Origin of the sequence: Cupriavidus sp. SIMBA_020, assembly GCF_046535395.1 — a bacterium.
GTDB classification, from domain to species: domain Bacteria; phylum Pseudomonadota; class Gammaproteobacteria; order Burkholderiales; family Burkholderiaceae; genus Cupriavidus; species Cupriavidus campinensis.
In genome coordinates this window covers 48,799-71,437 of sequence record NZ_JAWRWU010000019.1, presented here as the reverse complement: position 1 = coordinate 71,437, position 22,639 = coordinate 48,799, and the positions used below count along the sequence as shown (strand labels likewise).

Genomic DNA, 22,639 nt, shown 5'->3' with positions numbered 1-22,639 from the left:
ACGGTTCATTTCGGAGCCGGCACGTTGGCAGGGCGGATGGACGGGTCGCAGGTGAAACGCTCCTGGCCGGAGGGGGAGCGGAGGCCTTGGGGGAGAGGGCGGGCTTTGTCGCCGAATGCCCATTGCCCCTTTGAGCGGTCGAGAGCGGAGAGATCTGCCGTCGGATAGAGCGGTGCCTTCTCTATGTATGGATTCCGGTCGCTGTCGAGGCGAAACATGTTTGCCTTGACGACATAGAGAGCATCTTGTGTGACGGCAATGGTGAACCGCCTCGATTCCTTGAAGGGATTGAAACTGTTCATGTATGCGTAGCCGTGAAAGGTTCGGCCGCTATCGGTGGAGTACAGAAGCGAGGTTGTACAGCCTCGGTCACTGCAAGCCGTCCGGGGCGGCGCCGATGACGGTATTACGATGTTCTGACCGGTTGGGTCCGCATTGATCAGCCTGCCTTGGTAGTTCTCTATGCCTTCGCGGCCGAGCCTTTGGCGGATGCCTTGCTTCGTGTCGTTGTAGTAGGTCACGCCATGATGGCAATCGCGATAGTTCTCGAGCGTCACGAAACGGTGGTCATCGATGCGATAGATGACTTGAGGCGGGACGTCATAATCGATGACGGGCGGGCCACCGTTCCTGTAGGGATAGGGATCATGGGCGCAGCCGGCCAGCAGGGCGGCTGCAAGCAACAAGAGGGGATAACGCATGGGACGGTTCATTTCGGAGCCGGCACGTTGGCAGGGCGGATGGACGGATCACAGGTGAAGCGCTCCTGGCCGGAGGGAGAACGGAGGCCTTGGGGGAGAGGGCGGGCTTTGTCGCCGAATGCCCATTGCCCCTTTGAGCGGTCGAGAGCGGAGAGATCTGCCGTCGGATAGAGCGGTGCCTTCTCTATGTATGGATTCCGGTCGCTGTCGAGGCGAAACATGTTTGCCTTGACGACATAGAGAGCATCTTGTGTGACGGCAATGGTGAACCGCCTCGATTCCTTGAAGGGATTGAAACTGTTCATGTATGCGTAGCCGTGAAAGGTTCGGCCGCCGTCGGTGGAGTACAGCAGCGAGGTGGTGCATCCCCGATCACTGCAACCAATATCAGGCGGCGCGGAAGAAGGTATGACGATGTTCTGACCGGTTGGATCGGCATTGATGAGCCTGCCCTGAAAGTTCTCGATGCCGGCCCGGCCAAGCCTTTGTCGGATGCCCTGCTTCGCGTCGTTGTAGTACGTGACCCCATGGTGGCAGTCGCGATAGTTCTCCAGCGTCACGAAACGGTGGTCGTCAATGCGGTAGATGACTTGAGGCGGGACGTCATAATCAATGACGGGCGGGCCACCGTTCCTGTAGGGATAGGGATCATGGGCGCAGCCGGCAAGGAGGCTGGCTGCCACGAGCAGCAAGAGGGGATAACGCATGGGACGGTTCATTTCGGAGCCGGCACGTTGGCAGGGCGGATGGACGGATCACAGGTGAAGCGCTCCTGGCCGGAGGGGGAGCGCAGGCCCCGGGGCATCAGTTGCCTTTTGGAAGCCCAACCGCTCTCGTTCTGAAAACCGGGGGGATATGGCTTTCTGAGGTCCACACTCTCGTGCAGTGGGTACTTGCTTACCGAGGCGTCATATTGATACTGCTTCATTATGTAGAGAGAATCCGCAGTGGCTGCGATCGTATATTTGGCGGAGTCCTTAAAGGGGTTGAAGCTGTTCATATAACGGGCTCCAAAGAAAGTCTTGCCGCCATCGGTCGAATAGAGCAATGACGTGGTACAGCCTCGGTCACTGCAAGCCGTCCGGGGCGGCGCCGATGACGGTATTACGATGTTCTGACCGGTTGGGTCCGCATTGATCAGCCTGCCTTGGTAGTTCTCTATGCCTTCGCGGCCGAGCCTTTGGCGGATGCCTTGCTTCGTGTCGTTGTAGTAGGTCACGCCATGATGGCAATCGCGATAGTTCTCGAGCGTCACGAAACGGTGGTCATCGATGCGATAGATGACTTGAGGCGGGACGTCATAATCGATGACGGGCGGCCTACCCTTCTTGTAGGGATCATAGGTACAGCCGAGAATCAGGCAGGCCAAAGCCAGTGACAACAGGGGATAGCGCATCAAAACTCTCTCCGTTTGATTCGTTCGGCCTGAGCGCGACTGACCTCATCGGCCACGGTCTCGCCGTCGATGAGGGCTGGCACTGCAGGCGGCGCCAGATCTCCTGTAATGAAGTAGGCATCGCGTAGCGAGGTCCAGTCGGCTTCCTGCATCAGTTGTGTCCAGAACCGGACATCCTTGAATGCGTTGCAGAAGCCGATGGGCAAGTCATAGGCGACCACCCGCTTCATGAATTCGGCGTGTCCGGGCAAGGAGCTGTGATCGGTCGGTTCGGGCTGGTGCTGTTCGATGCGCTTCCGCATTTCGTCCGCCGTTTCGATCCGGTGGTTCGGTCGACCATCGTGGTAGATGTCCGGTTCGTCGTGATACGCCTCGGGCTGGTAGATCGACGCGAGATAGGGGTAGGTCTCATCCCGATACTTGCCCTTGTCGGGATCGAATTCCCCCCAATCTCGGGCCAGGTGCTTTGGGTCGTCGAAGTAGGTCATCTCCTCCGCCGTCAGCGGCCTCGCCACGGCCTCCGCATTGACCATCACCATCTGATTCTTGTTCGGCACCGCCCACAGCTTCATCATGCCGCCCAGCACGCCGCGATTGCCGTCCCAGAAATCGTCCGGCTTGACCCCAGGGGGTGGGTCGGCAATCGGCGGCAGTGAGCCGAACTTCTTCTCGCCCGGCGCATCGCCACAAGGCGTGCCGCGGGCGAGCATCCGCTGCTTAACCGTGTCGCCAAGCTCTTCCAGTAGCGCGTGGCTTACCCCTTGCCATCCGATGCTCTGCAAGGCGGTGCAGCCCATCACCCGATCGTGCGGGCTGAAGTACACGTACAGGCGCCCGTGGTTATCCCGTTCGGGGACCCCGAAATGATTCGCAAGATCGGGGCGCCAGAAGTTCATGTCCTCGGTGGCGCCTACTTGCAGCCGCATGATTTGCGCGTCGGTGAGCGCGCGCTTGTCCTGCCTGATGCGGTTGGCGATGTTGCGGAAGGTATTGATGCGCGCGCGCTCGGTGGGCCGCTCACTGCCGCAGGTCAGGGCGTCCGTGATCTTGTCGTCTAGGGCGAATGGCGAGTTCATGACCATTAGCGCGTCCGGTGCACGTGTCTCGCATAGCGCGGTGGCCGCCATCGCAATCATCGTTCCCTGGCTGTGCGAGCAAACCGTGACAGTATCGTCGGGCGAATGCCGGCGAATCCTGTCGATGAGCCTGGCCAGTCGGTGCGCGGCATGGGCGTAGTAGGTGCGGGGCGGCGCATCCTGTAGCTGGCGCTCGGTCTCCGTATTGAGCGCCTGCATATCGACGCCGAAGACGTGGCGGCGGAATCCCGAGTTACTCCAGAGTTGCTGGAGGTTGTTGGTGCCGTTCTGGAATGGGCCACCGCCCCAGAACCAGGGTCCGCCAGACCGGATGCACTCAGGCGCCCAGAAGTCAAAGCCTCCGATGTTTCGTAGGGGAATCCTATGTGCTGATTCCTTGCCGTCCTCGGGGCGATAACCCCAGAAGAAGCGGACAACCGGAGAATTCCCCAGTTTGGTCAATTCCCTAGGAAGCTGTTTCCCGTCGGCCTGAGGTGACCTGTATTCGTTTGGCTCGATGTCCTCGCGATTCAACCGCTGATTCAACCCCTCACACAACGCCGCCTCCGCCGCGTCGTACCACTCCCCTTCCGAATTCACCCCATGCACGAAGATGATCACCCCCGGCAGGTGCGGAGGAATCTGCGCCTCGGCCCGTACTTCGAAGCTCTCCGGGGTGAGGTAAGACTCCCAGTACGGCTGCCCATGCGCGTCAAGCTGCATGGGGACAATGCGTGTTGCCGTTCGAGGTTTGCCGCCAGCCGGTCCTTCATCCGGCTGCGGTGCGGGTTGCGGTGACGTTGCTGTGGTGTTCATCGGGTCAGGGCTCATGGCAGGATGGAATGCAGGTACGTTTTCCGGTCGAAGTCGCGAAGCACGACTTCCGCATCGGAGAGATCGGATGGCGACAGCGCGCCGGACAGATAGCGGTCCCTCAACGTGGCAGCGTCCTGCGTGGACGCCATCGATGCCGCCAGCACGCAGTTGAGGTTCACCGCACATTCGATGCCCGCATCGCGGTACAAGTCGAGGACGTCGGCGTAGCAGGCCTGCGGTGCGTCGGCCCCCAGACGCTCCCGTAGCAAGCAGCGCAACGTGGACAACATCGGCGCCCTGCCGCGTATGGTGATGGCGGCGTTGACATCGGCCAGCGCGCCGGCAAAGTCCTGCCGCACCGCGCGCAAGGCGAAACGCGTCAGCAAGGACGGCACGTGTGTCGTATCCTCGCGCAAAGCACTGTCCAGCAAGGCTTCCGCTCTGGCGTACCGGTTCACTTCGCTGCTGGTCATCAGTGATAGCGCTTCGTCCCGCAGTGCTTGCGGGTTAATGTCGTGGTGGCTGCCGCAGCCATGCATGGCAATGCTCAGTGATATCCAGACCAAAATCAGGCGTCCTCGCATGGGCAGACTACTATTTCGATTCTTCGGTCGCGCTCCCGTCGCACGGGGGTAACAGCGTCATCCCCTGCGCGGCCTCCTCCCTCGCCACGGTGGTTTCGCCTGCCGCGTTGGTCAGCCCCTCGATTTCGCGGCCATTCGCGAGTCGGATCTTGTATCGCTGCCCGGCAAGCGCCCGCCCGGTCAACTGGTCGGTCAGGATGAATCGTTCATCATTGCGGCTGACCATTTGCCCGAACCTGGGCAGCGGCAATGACAGCGAGCCAGGATCGAACTTCATCACTTCGATGAGCTTCAGGATGAGGTTGCCGGCGCCGCCGATTTCGACGTCATCGCCGTGCACCTTGATGTAGGCGCTGCCGCCGCCGCTGATGACCACGCCGTTGGCCGCGTTGGCGGTCAGCGTCCCGTCGGCGCTGGTGAGCTTCATATCCTTGTCGGACACAAGCTCCATCGCATCGGACTGGGCCTGGATCGAGACCTTGCCGCGTGCGGCAAGGAGCTTGATGCCGAGCTTGTGGGCAAAGAGCGACAGCACGCCGCTTGCCGCGACCGCCACGTTTGCGAGGGCGCTGAGGTTGAAGCCGGCCGAGGTTGCGATACTGACGTCCTTTCCGGCCGCGATCTCGATACGCTCCGGCGTGACGGCCGCAATGCCCGCAGGCGCGGACAGGACCATCACGGCTTCCTTCAGTTCGGCCATGCTTTCCTTGAGCCACCGGTTTTCCGCGCGCAGGTCGGCGATCTCGGCGTTGGCGAGGCGCGCGGCATTTGCCAAGTCTTCAGCCTGGGCGAGTGCTAGCTGGAGTTGGCCGAGTGCCGCCCGCATGTCCAATTGCTGGCCGTTCGCCTTTGGCTGGTCATCGGCGGTGATGAACAGCCCCTTTCCTCCCCGTATCGCCCCCCGACCGGACGTTCTGAGTTCGAACCCTTCCCCCCGCCGCTTCCACTTCCCATCCACCATATGGCCGAGCGTCAGCTGCGATTTGCCTGAATGCTCGGTGGACAGCTTCACATGCTCCTGTCCCTCCCAATCCTCGAATTCGAGTTTGTTGTCGCTCTGCGTGCGGATAACGTTGCGAGACAGCCAGCGGTCCTGATTAGTAATCAGGTCGGTCTGGCGGCTGTTATGGTGGACGTGGGCGATATACGGCTTATTGGGATTACCGTCCCGAAATGCGATAGCCGCTTCGGTGCCGTCGATCAGCGGAAAGTGAAATCCTGTTTGCAGCGCCCCGGCAAACGGCTTGGCCAATCGCAGCGGCACGCACTCGCCGCCGCCGGGCCAGTCCTCGAAATCGAAGTCAAAGCGAACCGTGTAATAGCCCTGCTGCGTCAGATAAGCGTATGGATACCGGCTTGGCGAGGTAATGCGCGCACTCAGCGTGCCCTGGATCTTCGGCCAGTTGGCCTCGTCCAGCGGCAGCCGGAACCGTCGATCCGACGGGATCGATTTGAAGGTATTCCGATACGCCGCATCGCGCGCGCCGGTGTGGATCACCTCGGTGATGACCTGCCCATTCGGCGCATCCGCCAGCGCAAGATCCATCCGCAGGATTCGCGCCGGACGCAGTTCCAGCACATTGCTCTCGCCTTCATAGACCACCTGGGAAGCCATCGCCGCCTCATGCCGAAGCTGGGCTTCCCATTTGGCGCCTTCGAAATCCAGGTGATGGGTGCCGAAGACATACGGCTGGCCGTAGGTGGTCTTGTCTTTGCGCGCAACATTGGCTTCGCCCTTCAAGGGCTCCCACGCCAGATCGGGGTTGTAGTCCGCCACAAGAAACGATGCGGGGACGGTTTTCGCAATAGTACGAAGGCCGATGACCGCTTCGACACCAGCCTCCAATCCCGCCGTCTCGCGATACGGCACCCGCAATTCAGGCTTGTAAAGGTAATGGTCAATGTCATCGCCAAACACCACCATCTCGCCGAACTTGCCGGGAAGGAAATAGGAATACAACCCCTCCTGCTCCATCAGCAGGCGGATGTATTCCCAATCGGACATCTGATACTGGAAGCGGAACGCGTGCTGGGGATATTGGCGTCGAAGCCGGAAGGAAAACTGATGCCCGACCAGTTCATGCCGCCGCAGGATCGCCTCGATAATCTGCGGCGCGGTCTTTTGCTGGTAGATGCGGGTGGAGCGGGTGAGCCGAAGCCGGGCGACCAGCGGTTCCACCACCATCTCGTAGGCGTGAAAGTCCTGTGTTTGCGCCGTCTTGGAGAAGCGGGTGATGCAGCCGGCAAAGGTGCGCGGCTCGGCCTCATCGGTGGGGGCGATCAGGAACGTGGCCGGCTTTCCGAGGTAGTCGGCACGGTCCAGTTCAACCGGATGCGTCAGGTGGACGATGACCTCGTAGGGCTCGCCCAATCGCTCCACCGCCTCGAACGACACCACCGACAACCCTGCCGCGGTTGTCGCGCCGGGAACTCTCAGGAAGTACGACTGCCGCGCCATGGTTCTCGCTCCGTTGCCCGCGCAGCCCGGAAAAGCTGCGTATGGGCCATGCTAGAAGCGTCGAACTGGGCACCACAATCGTACTAGTTCGAAAAATCGCTGTCGAAGCGCATCTACGCGGCGTCAGCCATCGGCAATCTCAACTCCGCCCGCACCCCCCTGCCCTGCACGCCTTCGCGCAGCACCACGGTGCCGCCGAAGCGTGCGGCCATCTCCCGCGAGATGGCGAGGCCGAGCCCCGATCCTGGCTCAGTGTTTTCCACCCGTCGATAGAAGCGCGCGAACACCTTCTCGCGTTCGGCTTCGGGAATGCCGGGGCCGTCGTCCTCCACCGCCAGCAGCGCGTCGCTGCCCACGCGTGCGGCGGATAGCGTGATGCGGCTGCCGCGCCCCGAGTACTGGATCGCGTTGTGCACCAGGTTGGCCAGTGCCTCGCGCAGTAACGCGGCGTCGGCGCGCACCGGCAGGGTCAGGCCCGCCGGCCGTTCCCAGCCGAAGTCCTGCTGCTTGCCGCGCGCCAGCGGCAGGTAGTCGAGCGCCACCTGTTCCGCCACGGTCACCGCGTCGATCTCGGCCACGAATTCGGCCGGCCCGCCGCCCTCGCGCACTGGCTGCCGAGCACGCGCCAGCGCCAGTAGCTGGTTCGTCAGCCGCGCGGCTTGCTCCAGTTGCGTGACGATGCCGCCCACCGCTTCGCCAGCCGCCTCGCGCCCGGCCTCGCTGTGGCGGGCCGCCAGCTGCCGCTGGGCGAACTCGGCCTGCGTCTTGAGGATGGCCAGCGGCGTGCGCAGCTGGTGCGCGGCATCGGCGATGAACTGCGCCTGCGACTGCGCCATGGCCTCGGAGCGCGAGACGTGCAGGTTCACCGCGTCTACCAGCGGGCGCACCTCCACCGGCACGCGGTCGAATTCGAGCGGCGTCAGGTCTTCGGGCGACCGCGCGCGCACATCGTCGCGCACGCGTTGCAGCGGCCGCAGCACATAGGTCACGCCGCCTACGAGAATCAGGGCCGACAGCACGATCAGCGCCAGGTCGCGCAGCAGCGCGCTGCGCCAGACATTGGCGATCAGCGCCGAACGCGGTTCGGCGGTCTCGGCCACCTGGATGATCACGCGGATGCGCGCGTCGGGCCGGTAGACCGGTCGCGCCATCGCGGCAATGCGCACCGGCTCGCCGCGATAGGTGGCGTCGTAGAAGCGGGTCTGGTTGTTGACGAGGGTGCCGGTTGGCAGCGGCAGGTCGTCGTAGCCGGTCACGGTCTCGACGCGCCCTGCCCGCTCCATCGACACCCGGTAGAACACGTGCGTCTGCGCGGCGGTCTCGAACATCTCCATTGCGGCGTCCGGCAGCGTCAGCTGCACGCTCTCGCCGGCCATGCCGATGGCGTTGTCGATGGTGCGCACGGAGCCGTACAGCGAGCGGTCGTAGGCGGTATTGGCGGCGTGGCGCAGCGTGCCGTAGGTGAACCAGGAATCGACCGCCATCATCAGCGCCAGCGCCGGCACGAGAAGGATCAGCAACTGGCGGCGCAGGCTGCCGCGCAGCCAGGGCCGCGCCGGCGTTGGCGTGCGCGGGCGGCGGCGCTTCATGTCAGGCCTCGGCCTCGGGTTCCAGCAGATAGCCGAAGCCGCGCAGCGTGACGATGGTCACGCCATGGCCGGTCAGCTTCTTGCGCAGGCGGTAGACCAGCACCTCGATGGCGTCCGGACTCACGTCGGCATCGAGCGAAAAGACCTTGTCGAGCAGTTGCGCCTTGGTCAGCGGCTGGCCGCTGCGGGCCAGCAGTGCACCGAGCAGCGTGGATTCGCGCGGCGTGAGCGCCAGCGGGGCGCCGCCGAGCGTGAAGCTGCGCGTCTCGCCATCGAATACCAGCGTGCCGCATTGCAGGCGGGGATGGGCGCGGCCGCGGCTGCGGCGGATCAGCGCGAGGATGCGCGCCTCCAGTTCGGCGATGGCGAACGGCTTGGGCAGGTAATCGTCGGCGCCAAGGTTCAGGCCGCGCACGCGTTCGTCGAGGGTGTCCTGGGCGGTCAGGATCAGCACCGGCGTGCGGTCGTCGCGGCCGCGCATGGCCTTGAGCACGGCCAGGCCGTCCTTGCCGGGCAGGCGCAGGTCGAGCACCACGGCGTCGTATTCCTCGGCCATCAGCCGGGCTTCGGCCTGCAGGCCGTCCGCCACGTGCTCGATGACGAAGCCGCCCTGCTCCAGCGCGCGGGCCACCCAGCGGGCCAGTTCCACCTCATCTTCTACCAGCAGGATACGCATGCCGGACCTCCTCCGCCGGATCGGGAATCGAGGGCGCGGGCGCGTCCCGAGGGCGCCTATAATACCTCCGCCCTGCCCGCCGGTGTCGGCGGCCTGTCCCTCATCGCCCTCCGTTCCGCCTTGCCGAATCGCGTCCTGACATCGTCCCTGCCGACGCCATCCTCCGCGCCCGCGTCGCCCGCATCGCCGGTGCGCCGGCACCTGCTGCGCGCGGGGGCCGCGCTGGCCGCCCTGCCCGCGCTGGCCCACGCCGCGCCGCGCGTGCCGGCCGGCTATCCGCCCGAGTACGCCGGCATCATCGAACGGGCCCAGCGGGAGGGCGCGGTGGCGGTCTACGCGTCCACGGATCTTGAGGTGGTGCAGCCGCTGATCGCGGCCTTCGAAGCGCGTTATCCCGGCGTGCGCGTGCGCTACGCGGACCTGAACACGGTGGAGCTGAACGATCGCTTCCTGGCCGAGAGTGCGGCGCTGGGCACTACGCGCGCGCCGCGCGACGCGGCCTTTGCCGATGTGCTGTGGAGCACGGCGATGGACCTCCAGATCAAGCTCGTCAACGATGGCTATGCCCAGCGCTACAACTCGCCCGAGCGCGGCGGCCTGCCGAGTTGGGCGGTCTGGCGTGACGAAGCCTGGGGCACGACCTTCGAGCCGGCCGTGATCGTCTACAACCGCAAGCATTTCGATGGCGCGCACGTGCCCGGCAGCCGCAGCGGGCTGGCGCGGCTGCTGCAGGAGCGCGGGCCGCAGTGGCGCGGGCGCATCGTGACCTATGACGTGGAGCGTTCGGGCGTGGGCTACCTGCTGGCGCAGCAGGACGCGCGCATGGGCAGCGAGTTCTGGTATCTGGCGCAGGCGCTGGGCCGCGCCGGCGTGAAGCTGTCGGCCTCGACGGCGGACATGATCGAAGGCATCGCCAGCGGGGAACTGGTGCTGGGCTACAACCTGCTGGGGTCGTACGCGCTGTCGCTGATGGAGCGCGGCGCGAGCATCGGGGTGATCGCGCCGCGCGACTACACGCTGGTGATGTCCCGCGTGGCGTTCATCGCCCGGCAGGCGCCGCGGCCCAACGCGGCGCGGCTGTGGCTGGACTTCGTGCTGTCGCGCGAGGGGCAGGCGCAGCTCGGCAAGTCCACTTCCCAGCTTTATACGATCCGCACCGATACCGACAGCGCCTACACGGCCCAGACGCTGGCGGAGCGGCTGGGCTATGCGCTCAAGCCGATCAGCGTGGGCCCCGGCCTGCTGGCCGCGCAGGACGCCCTGCGCAAGCGGGCGTTCCTGGCGCGCTGGCGCGAGGCGCTGCGGGGATAGCGCTGGGGCGTGGGCTCAGTCCGCCAGGGCCTGCGGGGTGGACGACGCGCAGAGCGTGGCCATCTCGGCGTCGATCGGCGCCATCGGGCGCGGCACGTAGCCGCGCCGGAGTGCGGTGGAGAAGCGCAGCATGTCGATCATGGCGTCGGCCAGCCGCTCGGCTTCGTTGTTGAGTTCGAAATCCTCGGGCGAGAACAGCCAGTGCGCCAGCACGCCGCCAATCGCCGCGTGGAAGGCATTCACGGCCAGCGGGATGTCGAGGTCCGCCGGCAACTGGCCGCATTCCACAGCCATGCGCAGGTGCTCGTGCATCTTGACCAGCCCTTCCTTGTGGGACTGGCGCTGGCGTTCGAAGATCGCGCCGTTGTCCTGCACCATCTCGCACTTGTGGAAGATGATCTCGAACACGCGGCGCCACTGCGGGTTCACCACGGTCTGCTTGAACACGAAGGCGCAGATGTCGCGGATGCTGTTGAGCGGATCTTCGCGCAGCGCCCGCCGCTCGGGGGCGATCAGCGCCTCCACGGGCAGGTTCACGCGGTCGCACATGGCCGCGAAGACATCGCTCTTGTTCTTGAAGTGCCAATAGATGGCGCCGCGCGTGACGCCGGCAGCCTCGGCAATATCGGCAAGTGACGGGCGCGCCACGCCACGGGCGTGGAACACCGCCTCGGCGGCATCCAGGATCCGGTTGCGGGTTTCCTGCGCTTCTTCCTTGGTACGTCTGACCATTTCCTCTTTCCTGCCAGCGGACGCTTAGCCGCCCAGGTCTCCGTTGTGCCACATAATTGTGACGACATCCTCTCATTATTCATGGCGACACCGCCAATCAGCGGGGCGCATCCTAACCTGCCCGCAATATTCGTGCTCACTGTTGACGCAAATCGTCAAGATCGCCTCAAAAGGGCCGCGCTTCTAAGTGTTGTAAAAGGCGCTGTTTGCGGGTGGGACTTAACATACATGCTTGAATGTATATATACTACGCGCTTGCTCGATCGCCGGCCAGCCCAAGATCCAGTGACGCCCTGCACGCAAAGTGACGTCGCGGCCGGTGCCCCGGGCTCCAACCTGCCAGTTGTACCGCACCAACGCCGTTAGCCATGCGCCCCCTCAAGGGGGCCGGCTTGCGGTGCGTATTGCGTTTTTCCCGCACTCGCCACCACAGGAGGCGCGCCCGTCCGGTGGTCACATGCGGCCAGTGCGGCAGATCTCAAACATCATCATGGGGTTATCGATGAGGAAGTCCCAACGTATCCATTGCGTTGCCGCCGCCGTGGCGGTCCTGGCGTTGTCTGCCTGCGGCCAGAAGGCTCCGCAGGGCGGCGCCATGCCGCCGGCGGAAGTGGGTGTGGTTACCGTCACACCGTCCGCCGTTGCCGTCATCAATGAATTGCCGGGCCGCCTGGAAGGCGTGCGGACCGCCGAAGTGCGCGCCCGCGTGGAAGGCATCGTGCTGTCCCGCAACTACACCGAAGGCGGCGAAGTGAAGGCTGGCCAGGTGCTGTTCCGCATCGATCCGGCCCCGTACCAGGCGCAACTGGCGTCCGCCAAGGCGCAACTGGAACGGGCCGAGGCCAATGCCGTCTCCGCCCGCCAGAAGGCCGAGCGCTACAAGCCGCTGGTGGCCGCCAACGCGGTCAGCAAGCAGGAGTTCGACGATGCCGTGGCCGCTGCCGGCCAGGCCAACGCCGACATCGCCGCTGCCAAGGCTGCCGTGACCACGGCCCAGATCAACCTGGGCTACACCACGGTCACTGCGCCGATCTCCGGCCGCGTGGGCCGCGCGCTGGTCACCGAAGGCGCGCTGGTCGGCAAGGGCGAAGCCACCAAGCTGACGGTGGTGGAGCAGGTCGACCCGATCTGGGTGACGTTCACGCAACCTGCCGCCGAAGTGGCGCGCCTGCGCCGGGCTATCGAGACCGGCCAGGTCAAGGGTGTGAATGGCGGTGCACGCGTGCACCTGTTCCCCGAGGCGGGCGACCGCGAGTACGGCCAGACCGGCAAGCTGCTGTTTACCGACATGACCGTGGACCCGACCACCGGCTCGATCACGCTGCGCGCGGAGTTCCCGAACGCCAAGCGCGAACTGCTCTCGGGCACCTTCGTGCGCGTGAAGATCGAGCAGGGCGTGGACGAGAACGCCCTGACCGTGCCGCAGCGCGCGCTGATCCGCACGGCCCAGGGCGCCAGCGTGATGGTGGTGGGTGCCGACGGCAAGGTGGCCGTGGTGCCGGTCAAGGCACCGCAGGCGATCGACGACCGCTGGATCATCACCGAAGGCCTGAAGGGCGGCGAGAAGGTGATCGTGGAAGGGCTGCAGAAGGTGCAGCCGGGCGCGCCCGCCAAGGCCGTGCCGTTCCAGGCGCCGAAGACTGCGTCGACCCCGGCCACCCAGGGCTGAACCCGCGCCCATCGCCCCATCAAGCAATAACTAGGGAGCCAGATTCATGGCCAAGTTTTTTATCGACCGGCCGGTGTTCGCGTGGGTGCTCGCGCTGATCATCGCGCTCGGCGGGGTGCTGGCGATCCTGCAGCTGCCGATCGCCCAGTACCCCAACATCGCCCCCCCGATCATTTCGGTGACCACGACTTACCCCGGTGCGTCCGCCAAGACCATCGAGGACTCGGTGGTGTCCGTGATCGAGCAGGAACTCAACGGCGCGCCGAACCTGCTGTACTACGAGTCGCAAAGCGAGGCGTCCGGGCTGGCGTCGATCAACATCGCGTTCGCGCCGGGCTCGAACGTCGACCTGAACTCCGTGGAGGTGCAGAACCGCCTCAAGCGCGTGGAAGCGCGCCTGCCGGCGGAGGTGCGCCAGCAGGGCGTGAAGGTGGACAAGGCCGGCAACAACTACATGATGTTCATCACGGTCTCGTCCAAGTCCGGCAACACGGATGCGATCGCGCTCGGTAACTTCGTCTCCGCGCAGGTGGTGGACTCCATCCGCCGCGTGCCCGGCGTGGGCTCGGCCGACCTGTTCGGTACCGAGTACGCCATGCGCATCTGGCTGGACCCGGCCAAGCTGACCGGCTACAACCTGACGCCGCTGGACGTGACCGCCGCGGTCTCCGAGCAGAACATCCAGGTCGCCGTGGGCGAGCTGGGCGGCACGCCGTCGCCCCGGGGCACCGAGCTGAACGCCACGGTCAGCACGGAAAGCCGGCTGACCACGCCGGAGCAGTTCGCCAACATCCTGCTGCGCACGAACCCGGACGGGTCGTCGGTGCGCATCAAGGACGTGGGCCGCGTGGAACTGGGCGGCGCGGACTACTCCACGCTGGCGCGCATCAACGGCAAGCCGGCGTCGGCCATCGCCATCAAGCTCGCGCCCACGGGTAACGCGCTGGCCACGGCCACCGCCGTGCGCGCGAAGATGGAAGAGCTGCAACGCTACTTCCCGCCGGACTACGAGTTCAGCGTGCCGTACGACACCTCCGCCTTCGTGAAGATCTCGATCGAGGAAGTGGTCAAGACGCTGCTCGAGGCCGTGGTGCTGGTGTTCCTGGTGATGTACCTGTTCCTCCAGAACTTCCGCGCCACGCTGATCCCGACCCTGGTGGTGCCGGTGGCGCTGCTCGGCACGTTCGGGGCGATGCTCGCCTTCGGCTTCTCCATCAACGTGCTGACGATGTTCGGCATGGTGCTGGCCATCGGTATCCTGGTGGACGATGCCATCGTGGTCGTGGAGAACGTCGAGCGGATCATGAGCGAGGAGGGGCTCTCGCCCCGCCAGGCCACCCGCAAGGCCATGGGCCAGATCACCGGCGCCATCGTCGGCATCACGCTGGTGCTGACCGCCGTGTTCATCCCGATGGCGTTCTTCTCGGGCTCCGTCGGCAACATCTACCGCCAGTTCTCGCTGTCGCTGATTGCCTCGATGGCGTTCTCGGCCGTGCTGGCGCTGACGCTGACCCCGGCGCTGTGCGCCACGCTGCTCAAGCCGGTCGAGGCCGGCCATCACGAGGAGAAGAAGGGCTTCTTCGGCTGGTTCAACCGCACGTTCGCCACGGCGTCCACCGGTTACCAGGGCATCGTCGCGCGCATCCTGAAGCGCTCGGGCCGCTACCTGATCATCTACGCGCTGATCATCGCCGGCGTGGTGCTGCTGTTCCAGCGCCTGCCGTCGTCGTTCCTGCCCGATGAGGACCAGGGCTACATGATCACGGTCGTGCAGCTGCCGCAGGGCGCCACGCAGGAGCGCACCATCGGCGTGCTCAAGCAGATCGAGGACTACTACCTGCAGAAGGAATCGAAGGTCGTCGACCAGATGATCACGGTGGCGGGCTTCTCGTTCTTCGGCCGGGGCCAGAACGGCGGTATCGCCTTCGTGCGGCTCAAGGACTGGAAGGAGCGTACTGGCGCGGACCAGACCGCGCAGGCGCTGGTGGGCCGCGCGTTCGGCGCGCTGTCGTTCATCAAGGACGCGATCATCTTCCCGCTGAACCCGCCGGCGATCTCGGAACTCGGCAATTCGTCGGGCTTCGACTTCCGCCTGCAGGACCGCACAGGGCAGGGCCACGCCAAGCTGATGGAAGCGCGTAACCAGATGCTCGGCATGGCGGCGCAGAATCCGGTGCTCCAGGGCGTGCGCCCGGAGGGCCAGGAAGACGCACCGCAGCTGCGCATCGACATCGATCGCGAAAAGGCGCGGGCGCTGGGCGTGACGGTGGCAGACATCAACAACACGCTGACCGTTGCCTTCGGTTCCTCGTATGTGAACGACTTCATCTACGAAGGCCGCGTGCGCCGGGTGATCGTGCAGGCAGAGGGCGCCGACCGGCAACTGCCGGACGACCTGACCAAGCTGCGCGTGCGCAACGCCAATGGCGACATGGTGGCCTTTGCCTCGTTCGCCACTTCGCAGTGGATCATGGGTTCGCCGCGCCTGGAGCGCTACAACGGCATGCCGGCCGTCAAGCTGGCCGGCCAGGCCGCGCCGGGCAAGTCCACGGGCGAGGCCATGCGCGTGATGGAGGAGAACTTCGCCAAGCTGCCGCCGGGCTTCGGCTTCGAGTGGTCGGGCCAGTCGTACGAAGAGCGCCTGGCCGGCTCGCAGGAGCCGATTCTCTACACGCTGTCGCTGGTGATCGTGTTCCTGTGCCTGGCCGCGCTCTATGAGAGCTGGTCGATCCCGGTGGCGGTGCTGCTGGTGGTACCGCTGGGCGTGCTCGGCGCGCTGCTCGGCGTGACGCTGCGCGGCATGCCCAATGACGTGTACTTCAAGGTGGGCCTGATCGCGACGATCGGTCTCTCGGCGAAGAACGCCATCCTGATCGTGGAATTCGCCAAGGACCTGCAGGCCCAGGGCAAGGGGCTGGTCGAGGCGACGCTTGAGGCGGTGCACCTGCGCTTCCGGCCGATCCTGATGACGTCGTTCGCGTTTATCCTGGGCGTGCTGCCGCTGGCGATTGCCACCGGCGCGGGCTCGGGCAGCCAGCGCGCCATCGGTACGGGCGTGATGGGTGGGATGATCACGGCCACGGTGCTGGCGATTTTCCTGGTGCCGGTATTCTTCGTGGTGGTGCGCGGCCGCTTCAAGGGCAGCGCCAGCCAGCACGAGCGGGAACGCGCGCGCCTGGAAGAAGCCCAGGAGAAAAACTGACATGACCAAGACACTGACCACACTGCTGCTGGTGGCCGGCGTGCTGACGGGCTGCACGCTGGCGCCGCACTATGACCGTCCGGCCGCGCCGGTGGCCGCCGGCTTCCCGGCGGCGCCGGAGGGCTATGCGTCCGCCGAGGTGAAGAGCGGCGAGAGCCGCCGCGCCACGGAAATCGGCTGGCGCGATTTCTTCACCGATCCGCGCCTGCAGGGGCTGATCGCCGCCGCGCTGGAGAACAACCGCGACCTGCGCACGGCTGCCTTGCGTATCGAGGAAGCACGCGCCCAGTACCGCATCCAGCGCGCGGACCTGCTGCCGACCCTGAACGGTAACGCGAGCTTCCAGCGCGGCCGCTTCTCGGGGGCGACCTCGGGCGTCGATCAATCGTTCACGGGCAACATCTACCAGGTGGGCCTGTCGGTGACCCAGTGGGAGCTGGACTTCTTCGGGCGCGTGCGCAGCCTGTCGAACGCCGCGCTGGCCCAGTACCTGAGCACCGAAGAGGCCCATCGCGCCGCCTATATCTCGCTGGTGTCGGAAGTGGCCAAGGCCTATCTGGCGGAGCGCGCGGCGGCCGAGCAGTACGACCTGGCCCGCAATACGCTGGAAGCGCGCCAGAGCACGTTCGAGCTGGCGAAGCGGCGTTTCGATGCGGGGGCGACCTCGGCTCTGGATCTGCGCGACAACGAATCGCTCGTGGCGCAGGCCCGCGTGGCCGCCGCGCAGCTGGCACGCCAGCGCGCGCAGGCGCAGAACGCGCTGGAAGTACTGGTGGGCAAGCCGATCGGCGAGCTCGCCAACCTGCCGGCGCCGATGCAGCTGTCCGACGAGCGCATCATCAGCGACATCCCGGAAGGCTTGCCGTCTGATCTGCTGACGCAGCGTCCGGACATCCGCCAGGCCGAACAGGCGCTGCTGTCGGCCAATGCGAACATCGGCGCGGCGCGGGCGGCGTTCTTCCCGCGCATCACGATGACTGCCAGTGCCGGCAACATCAGCACGTCGTTCACCAACCTGTTCGACTCCGGCGCCAACGTCTGGTCGTTCTCGCCGCAGTTGGTGCTGCCGATCTTCGACTATGGCCGCAACCTGTCGAACCTCGACCTGGCCAACGTGCGCAAGAACATCCAGGTGGCGAACTACGAGAAGACCATCCAGGTGGCCTTCAGCGAAGTGGCCGACGCCCTGGTGGCACGCGGCACGCTGGAAGAGCAGGTGGCCGGCCAGCAGCAGCAGCGCGACGCGGAATCGGCGCGCTACGAGCTGTCCCGGCTGCGCTTCCGCAGCGGCGTGGCGAGCTATCTGGACGAACTCGACGCGCAGCGCCAGCTGTTCTCCGCCGAGCAGGCGCTGATCCAGGCGCGGCAGTTGCGTCTGGTCAACTCGATCGACCTGTACCGCGCGCTGGGCGGCGGGCTGACCGAGACGGGTGCAGTGGCGCAGGCCACCACGCCGCCGACGGGCACCTCGGCACAGTAAGGACTGCGGTAACGCAGATGCAAAAAGGGCGAAGCGCGAGCTTCGCCCTTTTTGCTTGGAATCGCCGGATCAGAACTTGTACGTCGCCGCCAGGAAGAAGATGATCGGATTCGGTTCGAGCTTCGTCTTCGAGGTGGACAGCGTGGTGCCGTCGGACGCCTTGATGGTCATCGTCGAGGTGCTCTTCAGCGGGATGTAGGTCACCGCCGCCGTCACGCCCCAGTGCTCGTTGAAGTTGTAGGTGCCGCCGACGTTGAACACCGGCGCCCACGACGACGAGGCATCGGCATGCACCGAAGTCGGCCCCGGGATGCCGGCGCCGGCCGCCAGCACCGCGCCGAGGTTGTTGTTGACCGATTCCGCGAAGGCCGGATTGACGCGGATATCGGTGAAGAAGTTGTACGACACGCCCACGCCCAGGAACGGCCGGAAGCGCGTGCCGGGCTCCAGGAAGTGGTACTGGACCATCGCGGCAGGGCTCCACTGGCGGGCGCGCGTGATGATCGGGTTCAGCGACGGATCGCCCAGGCTCTGCCGCCCCAGCGCGCCGGCCGGCCCGGGCGGGATCAGCTCGCCGTGACCGTACAGCTTGAACTCGGGCGGAATGCCACCCACGGCCGTCACGGCGATATGGTCCGTGACGAAGTGGCTGAAGGTCAGCCCCAGCGTATCGGCATTCGACGTCGACAGGCCGCTGCCCGGCGCCGTGAACGTGGAGGGCAGGCCGAGCGGGTAGTTGATCGGCACATCTACCACGCTGGTGGTCAGCGGCGGGCTCGTGCCATGGGTCTGGATATGGAACCAGCCGGCCGAGACGACATTGTCCCCGGCTTTCTGGGCGTGGGCGGTCGGCATGGCAGCCCACGCGACAAGCGCGGTGATGATGGCAAGCAGGCGGTGCATGGACAGGCGTTGCAGTGTCATCTTAGGTCTCCTGTCCGTTATTCGACGAACGCGCCGACGGTGAAGTAGGGCGAGCCGTTGCGGTCCTCGACAAAGCCGAACACGCCGCGCGGGCCGGTGAACATGAACTTGCCCTTGGGCCCGCTGGCGCCGACGTCCTTGCGGGTGGTGGTGACCACGCCCGGTACCGTCTGGGAGAAGTCGAGCTTCAGCGCCGTGGCCAGGGTGGCGTCCGAGGCGCGGAACGGGTCGAGCATGGCCGCGTCGCCATCGACCAGCGCCGTCACGCGGTACTCGAAATTGCTGTCCACGCCCACGTACTCGGCGTTGTAGGTGCCCTGCGGCGCGGAGACCGCCTGCGCCATCATGCCGATGCCGATCTCGTCGTCGGCGCCCACCGGCAACTGGGTGAAGTCGTCATTGGCGAAGCCCACCCGGATCATGATCGGCACCAGGTGCCCGGCCAGCTTGCCGACGATCAGGTAGGCGCGGCCCAGCACGGCGCCCAGCGTCGGCGGCAACTCGCCCTCGTAGTGCGTGGAGAGCAGCGTGCCGTTGTCCTGCGGCACGAACTTGTCGCCGCGCTGCTTGCAGGTGCTGCCGGCCTTGTTGTCGCACACCGTGAACGAGCCATCGGCTGCCAGCGCCATGCGGTAGTCCTGCGCCACCATCTGGAACTTCTTCGATGGCACCTCATGGAAGCCGGAGCCGTTGTAGGTGCCGGCAATCTTGGTCAGGTCGGTCTCGGTCTGTGCGAAGCCGATGAACTGGAAGAACGGGAAGGTGGTGTCCGGCACCGAACCCGCGCCGGCGATGCCGTTGAACTGGATGCGCGCCCCCGGGATGGTGCCGCCCATCACGCCCTGGCCGATGAACAGCCGCGCCGGCCGGGCCGGGTCCAGGCTGGCGCCGAGCAGCTGGAACGCGCACTGGTTGAGCTTCCCGGTCGGCAGGCCAGTTTCCTTCGCCAGCGTGCCGGTCATCACGTTCTTGCCGCCGGTGGGGTCAGAGCGGGTCGGCTTGATCGTACCCGTGGTGCGCGGCACCGACGAATCGAGGAAGGTGACGGCCCAGGTGCGCTGGGTGGTGTCGATCTGCACCTTGACCAGTTCGCCCGAGCCCGTGCCGCCGATGTAGGGCGTGGAATAGTCGATGGCGCTCGGGCACAGCCGCACCGGCGCGGCGGCCGGCGTGGCGGTGCCGCCGCCGCCGTCCCCGTCGCCACCGCAGGCGGCGAGCAGGGCGGTGGCGCCGAGTACCAGCGCAACGCGGCCCAGCCACGGTTGGCGACGATGGTTGCCGACGGGAAGCGAGTCAGGAAGCGGGGAGGGCAGTTGGGGCATGAGGCGTCTCCTTGGTCTTTCTTATGGTGTGGGGTGCGGAATCAGCGGCTGGCCAGCGCGCTCACGCGGAACGTGGGGCTCGCGGCGGGCCCGAACAGGTGCGCGTAGACCGGGCCGGTGGTGATCAGCTTGCCGGTGACGCCGCTGTTGTCGGTGGTGGCCACTACGCCGGGCTGGGTGGCCTGCGTGAAGTCCATCTGGAAGCCGCCCACCGGCTTGAGCGACGAATCCTGCGGATCGATCAGCGCGACGAGGTTGTCGTGGACGATCGACGACAGGTACTTGAAGTCGCTGCCGGAGCCGATGTAGCTGCCCTGCATCGCCGCCTGCGCGGTGGCGGTAGTGGGCGAGAGCAGCGCCAGGCCCGATTCGTCATCCACGCTGAGGATGTTCGCCGCCAGGTCGATGCGGGCATAGCCGACGCGGATCAGCAGCGGCACCTGCGCGCCGGCGAGCTTGCCGACCACCAGCACGCCCTTGGCGAGGCTGTTGTTGTCCTGCAGGAAGGCCTTGTCGAAGAAGTGCGGGTAGGGCTGGCTGCTGTTGGCGTTGTCGCTGTCGAACGCGCCGTCGGTGCCCGCGCGCAGCTTCCACGGCTGGCCCGTGGTCACACAGTTGCCGCTCGATGCGTGACAGGTGCCATCGGCATTGAGCGTCTCCACGGTCTGCGCCGTGGCGGGCAGGAAGTAGCCGGCCGGGAACAGCTCCCCGCCGGACGGCACGAGGTGATAGCCGAGTACGTTGTAGGTGCCGGCCACCTTGGCGAAGTCGGTCTCGGTCTGGGCGAAGGCCAGCACCGGGTACATCGGGAAGGTGGTCCGGGGAATCGCACCGATGCCGACGATGCCGGCGTACTCGATCGTCGCCCCGGGAATGCCGCCGCCGGCCACGCCGTTGCCGATGAAGATGATCGGCGGGTTGGCCGGGTCGATCAGCGCCTGCGACACGCCGTCTGAGGCCGTAGCCGTCTTCAGCTCGTACGCGCACTGGTTCTGCGCCGGGGTGGGCAGCGGGCGCGTGGGATGCGCCATCGTGCCGGTCAGTGTCACGCCGGCGCGCGTCGGGTAGATGTCGTTGGTGGCCTTCGGCACGGCGGATTCGAGGATCTGGATGCGGTACGTGCCCTGCGTGGAGTCGAACTGCATCTTCACGAGTTCACCGGCGCCGGAGCCGCCCGTGTAGGTGGTGTTGTAGTCGAGCGTGTCCGGGCACAGCGCGGCCACGGGCTGGTTCTGCGTGGGGCCGGTGGCCGGGCAGCTGTGGGTGGCGCCGCACTGCTGCGCGGCGGCGGGCGCGGCGGTGCCCGGGTCATCGCCACCGCCGCCGCAAGCGGCCAGCGTGAGCGTCAGGCTTACCCCAGCCAGGATGGCGGCGAAGCAAAGCGCGCGGTCGGGCGTGCGCCGAAGATGCAGCTCGGACATGACTTGTCTCCATGTTGTTATGACCGGCGGTCCGCTTGCTGCGGATCTGTCGCGGTGGGTCGGACTCTCGCGTCTGGCGCGTTTGAGCGTCAATAGAGCGGTCGTTCCAAACAACGGCGGCCGGTCTGTCAGCGTTGCCGTGCAAGCGCGTGGGGGCCAGCGTTCAAACCGTGCGCGGAGGCCCCCGCGTCCACATTCAAACGCCCGGCGCGCGCACCTGCGCGGCGGTTAGAACTTGTATTCGCTGTTGGCGGGGTCGAACGCGGAGGCGTCGAAGGTCTTCTTCACCGCGCGCTCGAACACGATCTTCTCGACCATGTTGCCGTCCGCGTCCCACGCGGTTTCCACGCGCGGCCACGGGTGCTTGAGGTCCAGCATCAGCTGCACCTTCTTGGCGTAGTACTTGGGCGCGCCCTCGGGCAGGTCCCAGGTCAGCGCCACCATGCGCACCCCCTGTTCGCGCACGATCTCGGCGCGGTTGTACTTCTCGGAGAGGCCGGCGGCACGCAGCGAGCGCGCGTCGCGCTCCAGCATCGACAACACGAACTGGAAGCCCAGGTCGCGCACCGTATGGTTCGACTGAGACCTGGCGAGCGTGCCATCGAGCGAAATCCACATCGACGTGAAGCCCATGATGCCGCCCAGGTGGCCGTACATCTCGTCCTTGCGGCGCGTCTCGTCGTAGATGATTTCCTGCCCCGACTGCACGCCGTTGGGCAGCCACCTGGCATAGAGCTGGCGCGGCTGGTGGCGGTAGCGGATCATCATGCGCGCCGGGGTGTCCTGCCACTGGCCGTTGAGGCGCTCCTGGCGGGTCATCCAGTATTCATATTCGGGATAGCGGCTCATCTCGGCGCGCGCCCACATCAGCAGGGTCTCGGGCTGCAGGGCGTCGAAGGTGGCCAGCAGTTGGGCATCGGGCAGCGCGGCCAGCTCGCCGCTGGCGGTCTGCTTCGAGAACAGCGCCGACTGCTGGGCGGCGGGCAAGCCGTCATAGGGCGTGGCGGCGCGCGTACCCGGTGCTGCGGATTGGGCGGCGGCCGGGGGCGCCGTCTGGGCGCGAGCCAGCGGCAGGCCAACGTGTTGCGTGGCCAGCAGGCCGATGACGGCGCCGATGGCGGCGACCAGATGCAATGGCTTCATCGCGTGTCTCCTTGTCTGTTGTTGCGCAAGGCGTGGGCAAATTCCGGGCAGCAGGGCGCCCGTGCGTGGCGCGCAGGGCGTCACGCCTCGCGGTTTGCGTGGCGAAAAGAATCGATCTCGAATCAGGGCAATCCCGGCG

17 protein-coding genes are annotated in these 22,639 nt (G+C 66.0%); 4 read left to right on the top strand and 13 right to left on the bottom strand.

Annotated elements, in window-relative coordinates; genetic code table 11:
• Nucleotides 1-5: 5 nt before the first annotated feature.
• The 8 genes from SB751_RS26055 to SB751_RS26020 form a co-directional block, all read right to left on the bottom strand.
• Nucleotides 6-701 carry a hypothetical protein gene (locus tag SB751_RS26055; protein WP_410748703.1) on the bottom strand — a complete coding sequence of 232 codons (696 nt, stop codon included), beginning with the start codon at nucleotides 699-701 and terminating at the stop codon, nucleotides 6-8.
• 8 nt (nucleotides 702-709) lie between these two features.
• Nucleotides 710-1,408, bottom strand: a complete 699-nt coding sequence (locus SB751_RS26050; RefSeq protein WP_211944322.1) for a hypothetical protein — start codon at nucleotides 1,406-1,408, stop codon at nucleotides 710-712.
• A gap of 8 nt (nucleotides 1,409-1,416) precedes the next feature.
• Nucleotides 1,417-2,097 (bottom strand): hypothetical protein, encoded by a 681-nt coding sequence (locus tag SB751_RS26045; RefSeq protein ID WP_410748702.1) that lies wholly within the window; start codon nucleotides 2,095-2,097, stop codon nucleotides 1,417-1,419.
• Nucleotides 2,097-3,989, bottom strand: a complete 1,893-nt coding sequence (locus tag SB751_RS26040) for a DUF3274 domain-containing protein (protein WP_410748701.1) — start codon at nucleotides 3,987-3,989, stop codon at nucleotides 2,097-2,099. Before SB751_RS26040 ends, SB751_RS26045 begins: the two co-directional genes overlap by 1 nt.
• Nucleotides 3,990-4,000: 11 nt before the next feature.
• Complete coding sequence (locus SB751_RS26035) at nucleotides 4,001-4,573, bottom strand: hypothetical protein (protein ID WP_211943551.1); 573 nt, start codon at nucleotides 4,571-4,573, stop codon at nucleotides 4,001-4,003.
• Between the two features lie 10 nt (nucleotides 4,574-4,583).
• Entirely contained in the window at nucleotides 4,584-7,031 is a 2,448-nt protein-coding gene (locus tag SB751_RS26030) for a type VI secretion system Vgr family protein (RefSeq protein ID WP_410748700.1), read from the bottom strand.
• A gap of 113 nt (nucleotides 7,032-7,144) precedes the next feature.
• Nucleotides 7,145-8,620: a sensor histidine kinase gene (locus SB751_RS26025; protein WP_144202892.1), complete on the bottom strand. Its 1,476-nt coding sequence runs from the start codon at nucleotides 8,618-8,620 to the stop codon at nucleotides 7,145-7,147.
• 1 nt (nucleotide 8,621) lies between these two features.
• Nucleotides 8,622-9,296: a response regulator gene (locus SB751_RS26020; RefSeq protein WP_092291052.1), complete on the bottom strand. Its 675-nt coding sequence runs from the start codon at nucleotides 9,294-9,296 to the stop codon at nucleotides 8,622-8,624.
• 189 nt (nucleotides 9,297-9,485) lie between these two features.
• On the opposite strand from SB751_RS26020, the gene SB751_RS26015 reads away from it, so the two are divergent.
• Nucleotides 9,486-10,607 (top strand): ABC transporter substrate-binding protein, encoded by a 1,122-nt coding sequence (locus SB751_RS26015; RefSeq protein ID WP_250025377.1) that lies wholly within the window; start codon nucleotides 9,486-9,488, stop codon nucleotides 10,605-10,607.
• Nucleotides 10,608-10,622: 15 nt separating this feature from the next.
• On the opposite strand, the gene SB751_RS26010 is transcribed toward SB751_RS26015, so the two are convergent.
• Nucleotides 10,623-11,339 (bottom strand): TetR family transcriptional regulator, encoded by a 717-nt coding sequence (locus SB751_RS26010; protein ID WP_144202890.1) that lies wholly within the window; start codon nucleotides 11,337-11,339, stop codon nucleotides 10,623-10,625.
• Between the two features lie 502 nt (nucleotides 11,340-11,841).
• Between SB751_RS26010 and SB751_RS26005 the strand changes: the two genes are divergently transcribed.
• The 3 genes from SB751_RS26005 to SB751_RS25995 are packed head-to-tail and all read left to right on the top strand — an operon-like array spanning nucleotide 11,842 to nucleotide 17,690.
• Nucleotides 11,842-13,008, top strand: coding sequence for an efflux RND transporter periplasmic adaptor subunit (locus tag SB751_RS26005; protein WP_211943549.1), 1,167 nt, complete (start codon nucleotides 11,842-11,844; stop codon nucleotides 13,006-13,008).
• Nucleotides 13,009-13,054: 46 nt separating this feature from the next.
• On the top strand, nucleotides 13,055-16,210 hold the full coding sequence (locus SB751_RS26000) for an efflux RND transporter permease subunit (RefSeq protein WP_144202885.1): 3,156 nt from the start codon (nucleotides 13,055-13,057) through the stop codon (nucleotides 16,208-16,210).
• Between the two features lies 1 nt (nucleotide 16,211).
• Nucleotides 16,212-17,690, top strand: coding sequence for an efflux transporter outer membrane subunit (locus tag SB751_RS25995; RefSeq protein WP_144202882.1), 1,479 nt, complete (start codon nucleotides 16,212-16,214; stop codon nucleotides 17,688-17,690).
• A 69-nt stretch (nucleotides 17,691-17,759) separates the two neighbouring features.
• Here the strand turns inward: SB751_RS25995 and SB751_RS25990 are convergent, their stop codons facing one another.
• From SB751_RS25990 to SB751_RS25975, 4 genes are all read right to left on the bottom strand, one after another.
• A complete protein-coding gene (locus tag SB751_RS25990; RefSeq protein WP_377732640.1) occupies nucleotides 17,760-18,593 on the bottom strand; it encodes an OmpW/AlkL family protein in 834 nt (277 codons plus the stop codon).
• A 38-nt stretch (nucleotides 18,594-18,631) separates the two neighbouring features.
• Nucleotides 18,632-19,936, bottom strand: coding sequence for a DUF2957 domain-containing protein (locus SB751_RS25985; protein ID WP_410748699.1), 1,305 nt, complete (start codon nucleotides 19,934-19,936; stop codon nucleotides 18,632-18,634).
• A 41-nt stretch (nucleotides 19,937-19,977) separates the two neighbouring features.
• Nucleotides 19,978-21,357, bottom strand: a complete 1,380-nt coding sequence (locus SB751_RS25980) for a DUF2957 domain-containing protein (protein ID WP_144202873.1) — start codon at nucleotides 21,355-21,357, stop codon at nucleotides 19,978-19,980.
• Nucleotides 21,358-21,585: 228 nt separating this feature from the next.
• Nucleotides 21,586-22,500: a DUF1571 domain-containing protein gene (locus SB751_RS25975; protein ID WP_144202870.1), complete on the bottom strand. Its 915-nt coding sequence runs from the start codon at nucleotides 22,498-22,500 to the stop codon at nucleotides 21,586-21,588.
• Nucleotides 22,501-22,639 lie beyond the last annotated feature (139 nt).